This window comes from Egibacteraceae bacterium (assembly GCA_035540635.1).
Classification (GTDB): Bacteria; Actinomycetota; Nitriliruptoria; order Euzebyales; family Egibacteraceae; genus DATLGH01.
The window spans coordinates 1-15804 of record DATLGH010000101.1 but is presented as its reverse complement, the minus strand read 5'-3'; the positions used below and the strand labels follow the sequence as shown (position 1 = coordinate 15804).

Genomic DNA, 15804 nt, shown 5'->3' with positions numbered 1-15804 from the left:
CCCCGCCGTCCCGTCACAGGGCGGCGAGGTCGTCCCGTACCCGATCGGCCGCCACCAGGTTGCCTTTGCGCTCGTAGCGGTCTAGGGCCTGCGCGAGGCTGTCGCGCGCGACTGCCCTGTCGGCGCCGGCGCGTGCCCGCAGCGACCCGAGCAGCCAGAGGGCGTCCCCCTGGAGGTTCAACAGGTCCGTACCGGCGACCAGGCCGACCGCGCTCGCCGCCGCCTGCGCGGCGGGGGCGAGGTCGCCGGCTCGGCGATGGCGGTGCGCGTCGGCGAGGCGCCACAGCGTCGCGGCCATCACGTCGTCGGGCTCGGCGGCCGCCCGGCTGCGGTCGGCGAGACGACCGGCCTCCTCGGCCGCGTCGTCGTCGAGCGCGATCGACAGACCCGCGAGCGCCATCGGCAGGTACGTCGCGTCGCCGATGTCCTCGAACTGTTCGATTGCCGCCCGGAAGGCCCGTTCCGCCCCGCCCCGGTCGCCGGCCAGCCAGGCCACGCGGCCGGCGACCTCGTCGGTGGCCGCGAGCCAGTAGCGCTGGCCGAGGTCGGTGAACGCCTCCCGGCTGCGCGCGACGAGTGACCGGGCCGCGGGGAACTCCCCGCGCATGGCCCGGAGGAGGGCGAGCGCCCGCCACACCCGCGCCTCGACCGCACGGTGTCCCGCGAAGCGGCGCAGCGTGTCCTCGCAGCGGCGAATCGCCTCGGCTACCCCCGTGGGGCCGTCGACGGCGGTCCAGGCGAGCCCTGCGGCGGTCTCGGCCTCCTCCCGCAGCCCGCCCGCCCGGCGCCCGTGCTCGCCGTGGCGCCGGAACGCCTCCTCGCTCGCGGCGATCTGCCCGCGCAGGTAGCGCACCTCCCCCAGCAGGCCCCAGGCCTGCGCGAGGCCGAGGTCGTCGCCGTGCGCGGTGAGCATGGGGATCACCCGCTCAACCTCCGCGCTCGCCGCGTCGGCCCAGCCCGACAGGTCGACGTTGGACGCGAGCTCGAGTCGCGACAGCTCAACCCGGATGCGCGCCGCAGGATCCCCTCCGGCCTCGGCGGCCGCCGCCGCGTCGTCGAGCGCTTTCGTCGCTCCCGCGGTGTCCCCCGTCTCGGTGAGCGCACGCACGAGGTCGGCGAGGAGCGCCGGCAGATCGGGGTCGCCCGTTCGCATGAGGTCCGCAGCCCGTTGGAGCAACGACACCGTTGCCGGCATGTCGCCGCGGGCGAGCGCGCGACGGCCCCCGACCGTGAGGTGGCGTGCCGCCCGGGCGGCGAGGGCGGGGATCGCCGGGTCGTCACGGCGGATGTCGGTCCGGTGGCGGACCGCCTGCTCGAGGTGGTAGCCGACGAGCTCGTCGTACTCGCCGGTGCGCGTGCCGGCGGCGGCGGACAGCAGGTCGGCGACGCGCTCGTGCAGCTCCGCGCGCGCCTGCTTCGGCAGTGCCGTGTACACCGCGTCGCGGACGAGCAGGTGACGGAAGGCGAACACCTCCGCGCCCATCGACTGCTCGATGCGCAGCAGCTCCTTGCGGACGAGCCCCCGCACCCGCCGGGGTACGTCGTCGCGTTCGCCCGGCGGGGTCAGCGCGGCCGCCGTCTCCAGCGCGAAGACCTCCCCCACCACCGACGCCCGGTCCAGGGTGTCCCGCTCGGGCGGGTCGATGCGGTCGAGGCGAGCGGCGAGCAGGCCCTGGATCGTCCCCGGCAGCGGGAGCTCCTCGAGGCGGGCGCGGTCACGCTCGTCACCGCCGAGCCACCCCTCGTCGACGAGCATGGCGAGCAGCTCCTCGAGGAACAGCGGGTTGCCGGCGGCGGTGCGGACGAGGCGACGGCGGACGTACTCGTGGAGCGGGGCGCCGCCGGCCAGCGTGTCGAGCAGCTTGCGCGCGTCCTCCTCCGGCAGGGGCTCGAGCAGCAGGGAGGTGGCGTTGACCTTGCCGCCGCTCCAGCCCGCCCTGCGGTCGAGCAGCTCGGGCCGGGCCACGGCGACGAGGAGGATGGGCGCGTCGCGCGACCAGTCAGCGACGTGCTCGACGAGGTCGAGCAGGGTCGGCTCGGCCCAGTGGAGGTCCTCGAGGACGATGACGACCGGCCGTCGGCGGGCGAGGGCTTCGAGCCCCTTGCGGACCGCCCAGGCGGGGTCGCCCGACGGGCGGGCGGTGAGCCCGATGAGTGCTTCGAGCTGTGCGGCGACGCCGCTCCCGTCGTCGGGGCCGAGGGCGGCGCGCAGCCGGTCGGACGCCTCCTCGGCACTCGCCGTATCGGTGATGCCGATCGCCTGCCGAACGATCTCGGCCACCGGCCAGAAGGTGATGCCCTCCCCGTAGGGCAGGCAGCGGCCGGTCACCACCTTCGCGCGGTCGCCGACGCGGGCGAGGAACTCCCCGACGAGCCGCGACTTGCCGACCCCGGCGGCGCCGAGCACCGTCACGAGGTGGCAGGTGCGCTCCCGCGACACCCGCTGGAAGGCCCACTCGAGCAGCCCGCACTCGGCTTCGCGCCCGACGAACGTCGTGTCGAAGCGACGAGCGTGGCCGGGCGCCCCGGCGATGACCGCGTCGAGGCGCCAGGGGACAACCGGCCGCGCTTTGCCCTTGAGGGTCAGCGGCGCCGCCTGCTGCGCGACGACGGCGTCACGCACGAGGTGGTACGTCGACGGCCCGAGGAGTATCTCGCCGGGCCCCGCCGCCTGCTCGAGGCGTGCGGCGAGGTTTACCGCGTCGCCGGTCACGAGGGTCGCCTGGCCGGGTGCGCCGGCCATCACCTCGCCGCTGTTCACCCCCGTGCGGATCCGCAGCGTCCGCCCCCACACCGGCTCGAGCTCGGCGTTCAGCCGCGCGAGCTCCACCCGCATGTCGGCCGCGGCCCGCACCGCCCGCACCGCATCGTCCTCGTGCACGTGCGGCAGGCCGAAGACCGCCATGACGGCGTCGCCGATGAACTTCTCGACGGTCCCCCCGTGGCGGGCGACGACGGCGGCCATCGCGTCGAAGTAGCGCAGCATGAGCCCGCGCACCGCCTCGGCGTCGAGCTGCTCGCCCATGGCGGTCGAGTCGACGACATCGGTGAACACGACCGTGACGGGCTTGCGCTGCTCAGCGTGCGCGGGGCGCTCGGGAAGGGGGCTGCCACAGGCCATACAGAACCGGGCTCGTGACGGGTTCTGCTCACCGCACGCCGGGCACGCAGTCACCACGGCAGTGTAGTCGCGGCCCTTGCGGGCGGGGGCCCGCCCCCCGTACCGTCCGGCCCGTCACCGCGAGAGGAGGCCATCATGGGAAGAGTGATCCGCAGGGTCCGCCCGGGAGAGATCGAGACGATGGACGCACAGTCCGACGTCATCGAGATCGACGAGGACCAGTTCGTGAACGCGTCGGTCAGCGTGCCGGCGGACGGCCTCGCGTCGTTCTACCGCGCCGTGGCCGAGTGGTGGGAGCGCTACGAGGACGACGCCCGCGGGCGCGTCATCCGCTGACCAAGGCGCGGGAGGGGCAGGGGGAGGCCGGCGCGGCATGGATCTGGCCGAGCTCGAGCGGCAAGCGCGCGAGCGACTGGAGCCGGCCGCCTACGACTACTTCGCCGGCGGAGCCGACGACGAGCTGACGCTCGCGGACAACGTCGCGGCATGGCGCCGGCTGCGCCTGCGCTACCGGGTGCTCCGCGACGTCGGTGCGGTGACGACCGCAACGACGGTCCTCGGCACGGAGATCCCCGCGCCGGTGATCGTCGCCCCCACGGCCTACCAGCGGCTCGCCCATCCCGACGGCGAGGCGGCGACGGCCCGCGGTGCGGCGGCGGCAGGCACGCTCATGATCGCCTCCACGCTTGCCACCGTCTCGCTCGAGGCCGTCGCGGCGGCGGCCCCCGGCGCGCCACGGTGGTTCCAGCTCTACGTCCGCCGGGACCGCGGCTGGACCGCGGAGCTCGTCGCCCGGGCGGTCGCCGCCGGCTACCGGGCGCTCGTGCTCACCGTCGACCTGCCCGTCCTCGGGTTCCGCCGCCGCGACGAGCGCAACAACTTCTCGCTTCCGGTCGGCATGGAGATGGCGAACCTCGGCTCGGCGGTGCCCCAGGTGCAGGGGTCGGGACTGAAGGCGTACGCCGCCGCGGAGCTCGAGCCGTCCCTGACGTTCGACGACCTCCAGTGGCTGCGCTCGCTCGCCGACCTGCCACTCGTCGTGAAGGGCGTCGTGCGCGGCGACGACGCCGCCGCCTGCGTCGCTGCGGGCGCGGCCGCGATCGCCGTCTCCAACCACGGGGGGCGCCAGCTGGACTCGGCGATCGCCAGCGCCGACGCCCTGCCCGACGTGGTCGCCGCGGTCGGCGGGAGGGCCGAGATCTACGTCGACGGCGGCGTGCGGGGCGGCGTCGACGTCGTGAAGGCCCTGGCCCTCGGCGCGCGGGCGGTGCTCGTCGGGCGACCGGTCCTGTGGGGCCTTGCGGCCGGCGGGGTGCAGGGCGTCACCGCGGTGCTCGACGGCTTCGTCGAGGAGTCCGCTCGCGCGTTCGCCCTGTGCGGGGCCGCCTCGGTCGACGACGTCACGGGGGACCTGCTCGCACCGCGGCGGTGACACACTGCGCGACTCCGGCAATGCGCACACCGCAACCCTCGAGTGGCGTCCGTGGTAGAATAGCAGGTATTCTACCCGCTTTTATTTAAAAGCTTGCCCTTCTAATATCGGATTCTCGGATGACCTACGCCAGGGGCGACACCGTTGTGCACCCGCAGCACGGGACGGCCACGGTCGAGGGGATGGTCAGCAGGGACGTGGGCAGGGGCCCCGAGGAGTACCTCGAGCTGACGATCGAGACGCCGTCGTTGACGATCATGGTCCCCGCCGCGGCGGTGCAGGCGGTCGGCATCCGGGAGCTCTCGACGAAGCACGAGGCTGAGGCGATCCTCGCCATCCTCGAGGAGCCGTCCGACGTCGCCGAGCAATGGTCCGAGCGGAACGCGTCCACGCAGGAGCGGATCAGGTCCCAGGACCTCGACCAGGCGGCGATGGTGATCCGCGACCTCAGCCGGCACCAGCGGCGGACCGGGAAGCCGCTCACCCTGACGGAGAAGGGCCTTCTCGACCGTTGCCTCGACATGGTGGCGCGCGAGCTCGCTCTCGTCCTCGACCTGTCGGAGGACGACACGAAGCACCTCATCGTCGAGAAGAGCCTGAACGCGGGCGGCTGACCGGCGGGGCTGCCCGGCGGCACCGCGACGCACGACCGCATAGCCACCGGGCTCGCATTGGAGGCTGCGGCCGTGAGCAGCGACGTGTTCGGCCACGGGGTGGCCAGCGGGGACCCGCTGCCCGACGGCGTCGTCCTGTGGTCCCGGGTGACCGTGACCGACGCCCGCGTGCCGGTCCGATGGCGGCTCGCCACCGATCCGGCGCTCCAGGACGTGCGCAGCGAGGGTGTCACGGACGCTTGCAGCGAGCGGGACTGGACCGTGCGGGTGGACGTCGGGGGGCTCGCACCGGCGACCACCTACTACTACGGGTTCGCCGCGTGCGGGGCGACGTCGCCGACCGGGCGGACGCGCACCGCCGCGACCGGGCAGACCGACCGTGTGCGGCTGGGCCTCGTCGCGTGCGCGTCGTGGCAAGGCGGATACTTCAACGCCTATTCTCACCTGGCCGGGCGCGAGGTCGACGCGGTGGTGCACGTCGGGGACTACCTCTACGAGCAGGGCGGGGAGACGCGGGAGATCGTCCGGCCCCACGTCCCCGCAGCAGCGCCCCGTGACCTCGCCGGCTACCGCCGGCGACACGCGCAGTACAAGTCCGACCCCGACCTGCAGCGGCTGCACGCCCGGCATCCCGTCGTCGCCGTGTGGGACGACCACGAGATCGCCAAGGACGCGTGGCGCGACGGTGCGCGGGGTCACGACGCCGCCACCCACGGGAGCTGGCGCGGACGCCGGGACGCGGCCGTGCGTGCCTACCTCGAGTGGATGCCGGTGCGGGCGGGAGCCGACGGTGGCGTCCCCCGGATCTACCGGAGCCTGCAGCTCGGCGCCCTCGCCGAGCTGCTCATGCTCGACACCCGCCTCGTCGGTCGCGACCGGCCGGCCGGACGCCAACCCACGCCCGGCGTCGAGCAGCGCGACCGCTCCCTCCTCGGCGAGGAGCAGCGGGCGTGGCTGCGCGAACGACTCGCGTCGTCGACGGCGCGGTGGCGGCTGATCGGCAACCAGGTGATGCTCGCACCGCTGCACGCCCTGCGGCTGCCGGGGGTCCTGCACCGCCTCGCCCGGCCGTTGGGTCCCGTGGCCGGCGGCGCGTTCGTCAACCCCGGCCAGTGGGACGGCTACCCCGGCGAACGTCGGGAGCTGCTCGCGTTCGTGCGCCGGCATGAGATCGACAACGTCGTCGTGCTGAGCGGCGACATCCACTCGTCATGGGCGGCGGAGCTGCGGACCGACGGCGAGGACGTTCCCGTCGCCGTGGAGTTCGTCACCCCCAGCGTCACCACGCGCAGCTTCGCCGCCGAGCTCTTCCCGCGGCTGCCCGGCGCCGTGCCCGTGCTCACCCGGCTCATCCGATCCCAGAACCCGCACGTGCGCTTCGCCGAGACTGCCGGCCACGGCTACGTCATCGTCGACGTGACGCCCGCGCGTGTGCACGCCGACTGGTGGCACGTCGACAGCGTGAGCCGCAGGCCCGCGGATGAGCACTGGGTGGCCGGCTGGGAGGTGCGCAGCGGGGAGGCGCGCCTGCATCGCGCCGGACCGCTCTCCTGAGCCCTCTGATCGCCCCGCCGGTGCCGAGGGGCGGGCCAAGGGCAGGACCGCACGGGCCGGCCGGAGTGTGCCGGCCACGGCCGGCTCTCCGAGCAGCCACCCCTGACCGAGACGGCACCCGAGCTTCCGAAGCGTCCGGAGCTGGCCGCTGGTCGCCCGCCGCATGCCCGAAGTCGTCGTTCACGCGCTCGAACCCGTCGAGGTCGATGAAGGGCAGCGCGGGGGGAAGCTCCGAGGGGCTCCGGCGCGACATGGACCGGTCGAGCCGCCCGAGCAGCGAGCTGACGGTTCGCCAGCCGCGTGAGGGAGTCCCGCGTGGCCTGCCGGCGCAGGTCGTCGCGGACCCGCTCGCGCTCGATGACGAGGCGCCAGAGGGGCGCGAGCGGGCGCCTGGAGGGTGGTTTCCCGGCCCCCGAGGCACTAGTACGCCGCCCACCGCATCCGGCGGGCATCGTGCGTCGTTGGGATCCCTGCCCGCTCGCGAACGGGCGGGCGCCAGCGTGTTCCCGATCCGACACAGGAGCTCCTCGCCCATGACCGCGTCCCCGCCCGCCCGCGCAGCCACGCGCCGCGCCGCTCTGCTTGCGGCGACGGCCCTGCTCATCGGGCTGCTGCCCCTGCTGTCGACCGTCGGGGCAGCCCACGTCGGGGCGAACGTCCTGCGCTTCGCCGGTGAGGACCGCTTCGACACGGCGCGGCTCATCGCGGCCGACCCGGTCTTCGACAACGCGGACACCGTCGTGGTGGCCCGCGCGGACGACTTCGCCGACGCCCTCGCGGGGGCCCTCATCGCCGGCCATCGCGCGGCGCCCCTGTTGCTCACCGGCACCGGTGAGCTGCCGCCCGCGACGGTGCGGGCCATCACCCGCATCAGTCCTCGCCGCGCGGTGATCCTCGGCGGCTCCGCCGCGGTCGGCGACGCGGTCGAGCGGCGTCTCGAGGACTTCAGGAGCATCGTCACCGTGGAGCGCATCAGCGGGGAGGACCGTTACGACACCGCACGACGGATCGCCGAGCGCGTCGCCCGGGAACGTGCCGAGCAGGGCACCGAGTTGCCCGCGGTCACCGGCCCGGCCGCCGGGTTCGGGCGCGCTCCGGCCTTCGAGGGACCCGGCGGTGACCGGGTCACCGCCGTCCTGGCCACGGGAGAAAACTTCCCCGACGCGCTCGCGGCCGGGCCCCTGTCGGCGGGCGGGCTCTTCCCGATCCTGCTCACGGAAGGCGGCAGGCTGTCCGAGGCGACGCGCGCAGCGCTGAGGAGCGAGGCCCTCGCCATCGAGCAGGTCCTCATCGTCGGCGGCACGGCCGCCGTGTCGGAGACGGTGGAGGCCGACGTGCGGGGTCTCGACCTGCCGGTCCGGCGCATCGGCGGCGCGGGGCGGACCTTCACCGCCAGGAGCGTCGCCGAGTTCACCCGCGAGCTGCTGTTCCCCCCGACGTTCGAGGCCGACACCGTCGCCGTCGCCAACGGCCGAAACTTCCCCGACGCGCTCGCCCTCGGACCGCTCGCCGCGCGCCGCGGGGGACCGCTGGTGATCACCGAGTCGCCGAGCACGCTGTCGGCGCCGACGCACGCGTTCCTCGTGGCCAGCTGTGCCGGCGCGGGCGCGGAGGACGCGCCGGTGCTGCTCGCGGGCGGCACCGCCGCGGTGAGCGGACCGGTCGAGGCCGAGATCCAGGACGCCGTCGTGTGCGGCGACTTCGTGCCCGCCGGCGGGCTCCGCGTCACCCCGGTGGTGCAGACCGCCACGGTCGGCCAGCAGGTCACCGTCACCGCTTCGGGAGTGAACCGCAAGGGAGCGCCGGCCGAGGCCGCCGCGGTGACGTTCGAGGTCTTCCGCGACGTCCTCGCGCTGCCCGGACCGCTCCCGGAGGACACCCGGCTCTACCGCGAGAGCACCGCGCTCTACCGTAAGGTGGGCGGCTCGACCCTGTTCGCCGACGCCGCCGGCACGGCGGTCTTCGGCTACTCGAGCGGCAGCCCCGCCGCGGACCGGGTGGTCGTCTGCACGCCTCCGTCCGAGCTGCCGAACCCGGGCTGCACGGACGAGACCGGGGCGCTGCGAGAGGACGTGACCTGGGCCAACGTCGTCGTGCAGGTGCGCTGGGTCGCCCCCCCGGGGGGCCCGTCGGGCCTGCCGGCGCCGCCCCTGCCGTAGCCGGGCGCCGCGGGACGCCGTCGATCAGGCGGCCGCCGCGCCGTCGCGTCAGGCGGCGAGCAGCTCCAGCGCGCGGATGACGAAGGTGGCCATCTGGTCACGGCGCACGCCCTGGCGCGGTCCGTAGGTCGTCGTGGTGAGGCCGTTGGCGAGACCGGCGGCGGCGGCCTTGTTGATGTTCGGCTCGTGCGGGTTGCCGGCTGTGTCGGCGAACTGCCTGCCGGCGGGGGGCAGCGCGGCGCGCCTGACCTGTGCCTGCGCGTAGTCGAAGGCCCGCACGAGGAAGGAAGCCATCTGGTCGCGGGTGACGAGGCCGTTGGGGCTGAACGTGGTGCCCTGCCCCTGCACGATGCCGGCAGCGGCCAACCGGTTGATCGCTTCACGGTGGACGTTGCCGGCCGGCACGTCGCTGAAGCGCTGCGCACCGCCCGCCGGCAGCTGCGTGCCTGACCGGTCGAGCAGGCGGGCGATGAACGACGCCATCTGCGCGCGGGTGACGGGACCGGCGGGGCTGTAGGTGCTCCCCGTCGTTCCTTGGGCGACGGCGTACCACACCGCGCACTCGATGGCTGCCCGGTGCGTGCTGCGAGCCGTGTCGGCGAACTCCGAGCGGGGCACGCGGCGCGGGTCGCATGCGGTGGCCGCTCCCGGGGTCCGCGAGAGCGCGCCGACGAGGTTGACGAGCCCGTCACCGGATGCGGGGTCGCGCCCGGCCGGTGGCAGGTCGGTGGCGGTGGCGCGCAGGTGGGCGGCCAGGCGCATCGGCGACAGCGTCGGGTGGCGGCGCTGCACCACGGCAGCGACCGCCGACACGTAGGGGGTGGCCATCGACGTGCCGCTGTCGGAGTCGTAGGCGACCGAGCCGCTGATGGGCCGGGCGGACCAGATGTCGACCCCGGGGGCGACGAGGTCGAGCCAGGGTCCGCGACCGCTGAAGGCGACCACCCGGTCGTCGCGGTCGGTGGCGCCGACGGCGAGGGTCCACGGGTCGGCGGCCGGGTGCACGACGGGGTGGGGGATGTAGTGGCCGACGTTGCCGGAGGCGGACACGACGAGCGCGCCGCGGCGGGTGGCGTAGGCGACGGCGAAGTCGAGCACGCTCGACGGCTCGGTCGAGCCGAGGCTGAGGTTGATGACGTGGGCTCCCGCGCCGGCGGCGAACAGCACCCCGCGCGCGACGTCGCTCGAGGACCCGTAGCCCGCGGCGTCGAGCACCCGTACGGGCAGGATCTGCGCGCCACGGGCGAGGCCGGCGACGCCCTCGTCGTTGCCGACGAGCGCGGCGATGATGCCCGCGACGTGCGTCCCGTGCCCGCGGCAGTCCCACGAGCGCCCCGGGCAGGGTGTCAGCGGGTCGACCTTGCCCAGGGTGCGGGGGTCGAGTGCGTCGAACCCGTTGAGGACCACTCCCTGAAGGTCGGGATGCGCCGCGTCGACGCCGCTGTCGACGACGGCCACGACACGGCCGCGGGCGTCGCCGACGGTCCAGGCCGTCTCCACCCGCAGCCGGTCCAGCGCCCACTGCAGGTCGCGCAGGGGGTCGCCACCGGTGGGCTCCTGGAGGGCGCGCATGACGACGTCGACCTCCGCCGTCATGACGTCGTCGCGCGCCTGCAGGGCGGCCACGAGGCGTTCGGCGGCCTCGGGGGTCGGCGCCTCGTGCTGCTCGACGGCCGGCCCGTCGGGACCCTCCACGATCGCGGCCACGGTGAGCGGCTCGCCGGCGGGGGGGTCGGCGCGGTGCTCGTCGGCCCCGAGAGCGCCGGCGGGCACGGCGCCCGCGAGGAGGGCGAGCACGACCGCGGCAAACGCGGTCAGACGCCAACGCAGGGAAGTTGTCACGTTCGTCCCAGGAGTCGGGCCCCGCCTTCCGCAGGGTGCAAGCACCCACTGTACGAGCGCATGTACCGGCAGTTGCACGGCCGTCCGGACGGGCGCCGCCGGCCCGCCGCCGGCGCTGCGCGTCGCTGCGGACCTACCCGGTGACGGCCCCGCGCTCGGCACCGGACACGAGGCGGGCGTATTTCGCGAGGACCCCGGTCGTGTAGCGGGGGTCCGGGGACTTCAGCCCGTCACGGCGGCGTGCGAGCTCGCGCTCGTCGACGTGGAGGTCGAGGCGGCGGGCGGGCACGTCGAGGGTGATGCGGTCCCCGTCGGCCACGAGGGCGATCGGTCCGCCGTCGACCGCCTCGGGGGCGACGTGCCCGACGCACAGGCCGTGGGTGGCTCCCGAGAAGCGCCCGTCGGTGAGGAGTGCGACGTCCGCGCCCCGCCCCACGCCCTTCACCGCAGCGGTGACCGCGAGCATCTCACGCATGCCGGGGCCGCCCTTCGGGCCCTCGTAGCGGATGACGATGACGTCACCGGGCTGCGCCCGGCGGGCGAGCACCCACTCCATCGCGGCGGCTTCCCCGTCGAACACCCGGGCGGTGCCCTCGAAGCGGTCGGCGTCGAGGCCGGCGACCTTCACCACGGCGCCCTCGGGGGCGAGGGAGCCGTGTAGCACGGCGAGACCGCCGTCGACGTGGATGGGCCGGTCGAGCGGATGGATGACCTCACCGTCGGGGGACGGCGGGGCGAGGTCATCGAGGTTCTCGGCAACCGTCCTGCCGGTCACGGTGATCGCGTCACCGTGGAGCAGCCCCGCGTCGAGGAGCGCGCGCATGACGGTGGGGACCCCTCCGACGCGGTCGATGTCGCTCATGAGGAACCGCCCGTGGGGGCGGGAGTCGACGATGTGGGGCACGCGCCGGCCGATGCGGTCGAAGTCGGCGAGCGTGAGCTCCACCCGCGCCTCGGCGGCGATCGCGAGCAGGTGCAGCACCGCGTTCGTCGACCCGCCGATGGCCATGACGACCGCCACGGCGTTCTCCAGGGAGTCCCTCGTGATGATCCGACGCGGCCGCAGGTCCGCCTCGAGCAGCGCGAGAACCGCCGCGCCCGAACGCACCGCGACCTCCTCCCGGCGCGGGTCAACCGCCGGCGGGCTGGCCGAGCCGGGCAGGCTCATGCCGAGCGCCTCGATCGCCGAAGCCATGGTGTTCGCCGTGTACATGCCGCCGCAGGCCCCTTCCGTGGGGCAGGCCCGGGTCTCGATCGCATGCAGCTCGGCGTCGTCGATCGTTCCGGCCGCCCGCGCCCCCACCGCTTCGAAGACGTCCTTGATGTCGATCGCTCGGCCCTCGTACTCCCCGGGGAGGATGGTGCCGCCGTAGCAGAAGACCGCCGGCAGGTCGAGCCGTGCCGCGGCCATGACCATGCCGGGCAGCGACTTGTCGCAGCCGGCGAAGGTGACGAGGGCGTCGAAGCGCTCGGCGTGCATGACCGTCTCCACCGAGTCCGCGATGACCTCGCGGGACACGAGCGACGCGCGCATACCCTCGTGACCCATGGAGATGCCGTCGGACACGGCGATCGTCGTGAACTCGATCGGGAAGCCCCCGGCCTCGCGCACCCCCTGCTTGGCGAGCCGCGCGAGGCGCGCGAGGGGCAGGTTGCAGGGCGTGACCTCGTTCCACGACGACGCTACCCCCACCTGCGGCTTGGTGAAGTCCTCCTCGGTCATGCCGATCGCACGGAGCATCGCCCGGGCGGGAGCGCGCTGGAATCCTTCGGTGACGTCGGTGCTGCGAGGGCGTCTCATGGCGCCATTGAACCAGGCGGCGCGAGAGCGCGGAGGATGGCGGTGACCGGCGGTGTGTCCGCGACGTCGTCGCTGCGCCACGCCAGCGGCACCCGCCCGTCGGGGCGGATGACGGTCGTCGCGCCGAGCAGCAGGGCAGCGGGCCCGAGCGCGCCCTGGCGGGAACCGCGCAGCAGGGAACGCGTCCCCTTGGCGAGGACGGAGGGCCGTAGGGTGGTCGCGACCGTGGCCCGGCCGGCGCCCACCACCCCGTAGGTGACCCGGTCGTCGTCGACCAGGAGGGGGAACCCGATCGCCCGGCTCGCCTTGAAGTCCCGGGCGTAGGCGATGTCGCCCGTGCCGATCGCGGCGAGGCGGCCTCCGGCCCGGGCGATGTCCCCCTCGGCGTCGCGCAACTGCGCGACCTGCTCGCGGCAGAACAGTCAGCCGAAGTGGCGAAGGTGCACCAGCACGGCGGCGGCGTCGGCCCAGAGCGCGCCGAGCGTGACCGTGCCCCCGTCGGCCTCGGGCAGGGTCAGGGGGGCGAGGCGGTCGGGCAGGTCCCTCGGCGGGTCGACGGCGGGCATCGCACCAATTCTGCCCGGGCCGCGTGGACGTCGCCGGTAGGCTTTCGCTCCGGCCGCTCCGGCCGCTCCGGCCGCTCCAGCGCCTCGACGCCGCTTCACGCCAGCTCGCGGCGCTCTCGACCCCGACAAGATACTCCGGACGCTCTGCAGGCAGGTGCATCGGCAAGCCCCCGATCGAGCTCGCCGCATGGCGCGAGGGCGACCGCGTGCTTCAGAGATCGATGGTCATGCCCTGGGCCGCCGCGCCCACGACGAGCCCGTCGCGCTGCGCGCCAGCGACGAGCGCGTCGATCTCCTCGTCGGTGCGTGCCGGGTCGTGGTGGAAGAGGAGCAGGCGCCCGACCCCGGCTTTCTCCGCGAGCCCGACGGCGTACTCGACCGCGGAGTGGCCGAAGTGGCGGAGCCGCGCGTACTCCGCGGCGGTGTGCTGCGCGTCGTGCAGGAGCAGGTCGGCCCCGCCGGCGAGGTCCAGCGCCGCGTCGTGGTACTCCCCGAGGCCCGACGCGTCGGGATCGAGACCGCCGGGGGCGTGGTCGGACAGGTAGGCGAGGCTCACGTCACCGTCGCTGACGCGGAAGCCGAACGTCCGCCCGCCCTTGTGCGGGATGTCGCGCGCGAGCACGTCGAAGCCCTCGATCATGTGGTGACCGGCCTCGAGCCCGTCGATGCGCCAGTCGCCGCGCAGCTGCGTCAAGCGGACGGGGAAGTGCGGTGGCGAGATGGCGCGCGCGACGACGGCCTCCGGGTCACCCTGCGCGGGCAGGTAGACGTGCACCCGTGCGTCCTCACGGTCGCCCGCGGCGAAGAAGGGCAGCCCGTGGGTGTGGTCCCAGTGCAGGTGGCCGAGCAGGATCGAACCGTGGAACGCCCGCCCCTCCAGGACCCGGGACAGCTCGCGCAGGCCGGTGCCGCCGTCGAGGACGAGGGCCGGCGGCTCGCTGCCACGACTGATCGCGACGCACGAGGTGTGCCCCCCGTAGCGCACGAAATCAGGACCAGGGGCGGGTGTCGACCCCCGCACGCCGCACAGGCGGACGCGCACCTACGCCCCCATAGGGCGACGCGGCGGCCCCGCGCCCATCAGCGGTCCTCCTCCCGGCGGTGACCTTCCCGCAGCGTCTCGAGCGCCTGGCGGTCCACCTCGTCGGCGGAGGCGACGGCCACCTTGCACCGGGTCACCGCGGCGAGGGTCGACGAGCGGACCCCGCCTTCGAGGACCGCCCGCTCGCCGAGCACCGCGCCCGGCCCGACCTCGGCGAGCGCCGTGCCGTCGACGTCGACGCGCAGGATCCCGTCGAGCAGCAGGAAGAGCTCCTCGCCGGGCTGGCCCTGCTCGGTGAGGAGCTCGCCCTCGTCGAGGGTGCGGATCCGCGGTTTGCGGCCGGCCCGCATGATCGTCGCCGACAGCTTGCGCTCCAGCGCCGTCTCCACCGCGGTGACGAGCGCCGGCGAGTCCTCCTCGCCCCACGGCGTCTTCGCCCCGAAGGCGTCGAGCATCCAGCGCTTCATGTCGACGAGGCCCGACTTCGCAGCAAGGCGGCCCTCCATGTCGTAGATCCAGTGGCGGGGGAAGGCACTGGCCCCGAGCACCTCGTGGGTGTGGTTGCCGTCGGCGTCGATCGTCAGCGCGAGCGTCGTCCACGCGATCGGCGCGGTGACCTGGACGAACGGCGGTCGGCGCACCCGTCGCGGCATCGGGGCGCCGGTGCGCCCGCCCGCGGTCTGCACGAACCGCGCCGATGCGCCGTCGATGCGCGGCTCCGACTGCAGGTCGGGCAGGGCCACCGCCTCGAACGTGACGCTGCGCTTGCCGACGCGCACGGTCGTGCTGCCGATGTGGCCCCTGCCCAGGTAACCGGCGTCGACGATGCGACCGCCGTCGACCTCGACGAAGGCTCGCAGGTCGTTGGCGAAGCGGAACCGATCCGCGGCACGCCAGGCCTCGAGGTCGTCGAGGACCTCCGGCAACGGCTCGTCGTAGTGGCTGACGCCGACCTCGAACGGCAGCTTCATCATGCCCGTCGCAGCCTCCGACGGAATCCAGGACACCGACGTGACGGCTGCTTCGTGACGCATGACCTTTCCTCCGTGCGCGGGCGACCCTCCACTATGCCCGCAAGCGCGCCCGGGCGTCAGACGTCGCCTCAGCCGGAGCGCGAGCGCAGGGAGACGAGCGCGGCCACAACGCCGACTGCGACGGGTGCGCCGGGGCCGACCGCGTCAACCCACTCGAGAGCCCTTTTTCTTCGTCGCCGTGTGGATACGGGCGGGGCACTGTCGCACCCGTCTGGTAGGTTGTCGAACATGAGTACGGACCAGGTAGCCGCTGCGCCGCTCGAGGCGCTCGACGCCAGCGAGCTGGCCGAGGTCATCGCCCGGTCGCTGGGGCGTCTGGACGCCGGCGGGCTGGCCGAGGTGGGCCGGGGTGTCCTTGACCGGCTGGCGGCCGCGGACGACACCGGCGACGCCGCCCGGGGCCTGCTCGACGCGCTGCACGCGACCGTTGACCGGTTGGGCGCTCAGGTGTTGGGCGGGGCGGTCGACGACGAGGCGCTGGCGGCCTCCGTGGTGGGGTTGCGGCGGGTGGAGACGCGGGTGGCCGCCGAGCGGTTGCGGCGCATCGGCGAGCTCGACGCCCGCAAAGCCTTCCTCGGCAGGGCGGGGTCCACCGCGGACTGGCTTGCGCCCAAGCTGGGCCTGTCACGCGGGCAGGCC

At 74.5% G+C, this 15804-nt stretch carries 13 protein-coding genes; 6 read left to right on the top strand and 7 right to left on the bottom strand.

From position 1 onward, the window contains the following. Nucleotides 1-13: 13 nt before the first annotated feature. Entirely contained in the window at nt 14-3175 is a 3162-nt protein-coding gene (locus VM324_15425) for an adenylate/guanylate cyclase domain-containing protein (protein ID HVM00679.1), read from the bottom strand. A gap of 81 nt (nt 3176-3256) precedes the next feature. On the opposite strand from VM324_15425, the gene VM324_15420 reads away from it, so the two are divergent. From VM324_15420 to VM324_15400, 5 genes are all read left to right on the top strand, one after another. After that, nucleotides 3257-3457, top strand: a complete 201-nt coding sequence (locus VM324_15420) for a hypothetical protein (GenBank protein ID HVM00678.1) — start codon at nt 3257-3259, stop codon at nt 3455-3457. A 37-nt stretch (nt 3458-3494) separates the two neighbouring features. After that, a complete protein-coding gene (locus tag VM324_15415; GenBank protein ID HVM00677.1) occupies nt 3495-4553 on the top strand; it encodes an alpha-hydroxy acid oxidase in 1059 nt (352 codons plus the stop codon). Between the two features lie 119 nt (nt 4554-4672). Then, on the top strand, nt 4673-5167 hold the full coding sequence (locus VM324_15410) for a CarD family transcriptional regulator (GenBank protein HVM00676.1): 495 nt from the start codon (nt 4673-4675) through the stop codon (nt 5165-5167). Nucleotides 5168-5239: 72 nt separating this feature from the next. Further along, entirely contained in the window at nt 5240-6721 is a 1482-nt protein-coding gene (locus VM324_15405) for an alkaline phosphatase D family protein (GenBank protein HVM00675.1), read from the top strand. A 533-nt stretch (nt 6722-7254) separates the two neighbouring features. Next, entirely contained in the window at nt 7255-8880 is a 1626-nt protein-coding gene (locus tag VM324_15400; protein ID HVM00674.1) for a cell wall-binding repeat-containing protein, read from the top strand. A gap of 48 nt (nt 8881-8928) precedes the next feature. On the opposite strand, the gene VM324_15395 is transcribed toward VM324_15400, so the two are convergent. The 6 genes from VM324_15395 to VM324_15370 form a co-directional block, all read right to left on the bottom strand. Then, nucleotides 8929-10722, bottom strand: a complete 1794-nt coding sequence (locus VM324_15395) for a S8 family serine peptidase (GenBank protein HVM00673.1) — start codon at nt 10720-10722, stop codon at nt 8929-8931. Nucleotides 10723-10855: 133 nt separating this feature from the next. Next, complete coding sequence (gene ilvD, locus VM324_15390; GenBank protein HVM00672.1) at nt 10856-12523, bottom strand: dihydroxy-acid dehydratase; 1668 nt, start codon at nt 12521-12523, stop codon at nt 10856-10858. Continuing rightward, complete coding sequence (locus VM324_15385; GenBank protein HVM00671.1) at nt 12520-12918, bottom strand: AhpC/TSA family protein; 399 nt, start codon at nt 12916-12918, stop codon at nt 12520-12522. Before VM324_15385 ends, ilvD begins: the two co-directional genes overlap by 4 nt. 27 nt (nt 12919-12945) lie before the next feature. Then, complete coding sequence (locus VM324_15380; protein HVM00670.1) at nt 12946-13089, bottom strand: hypothetical protein; 144 nt, start codon at nt 13087-13089, stop codon at nt 12946-12948. 211 nt (nt 13090-13300) lie between these two features. Further along, a complete protein-coding gene (locus tag VM324_15375; protein ID HVM00669.1) occupies nt 13301-14131 on the bottom strand; it encodes an MBL fold metallo-hydrolase in 831 nt (276 codons plus the stop codon). Between the two features lie 38 nt (nt 14132-14169). Next, nucleotides 14170-15105 carry a cyclic nucleotide-binding domain-containing protein gene (locus VM324_15370; GenBank protein HVM00668.1) on the bottom strand — a complete coding sequence of 312 codons (936 nt, stop codon included), beginning with the start codon at nt 15103-15105 and terminating at the stop codon, nt 14170-14172. Nucleotides 15106-15393: 288 nt separating this feature from the next. On the opposite strand from VM324_15370, the gene VM324_15365 reads away from it, so the two are divergent. After that, nucleotides 15394-15804, top strand: a 411-nt coding sequence (locus VM324_15365) for a hypothetical protein (protein HVM00667.1), incomplete at its 3' end; no start/stop codon positions are given.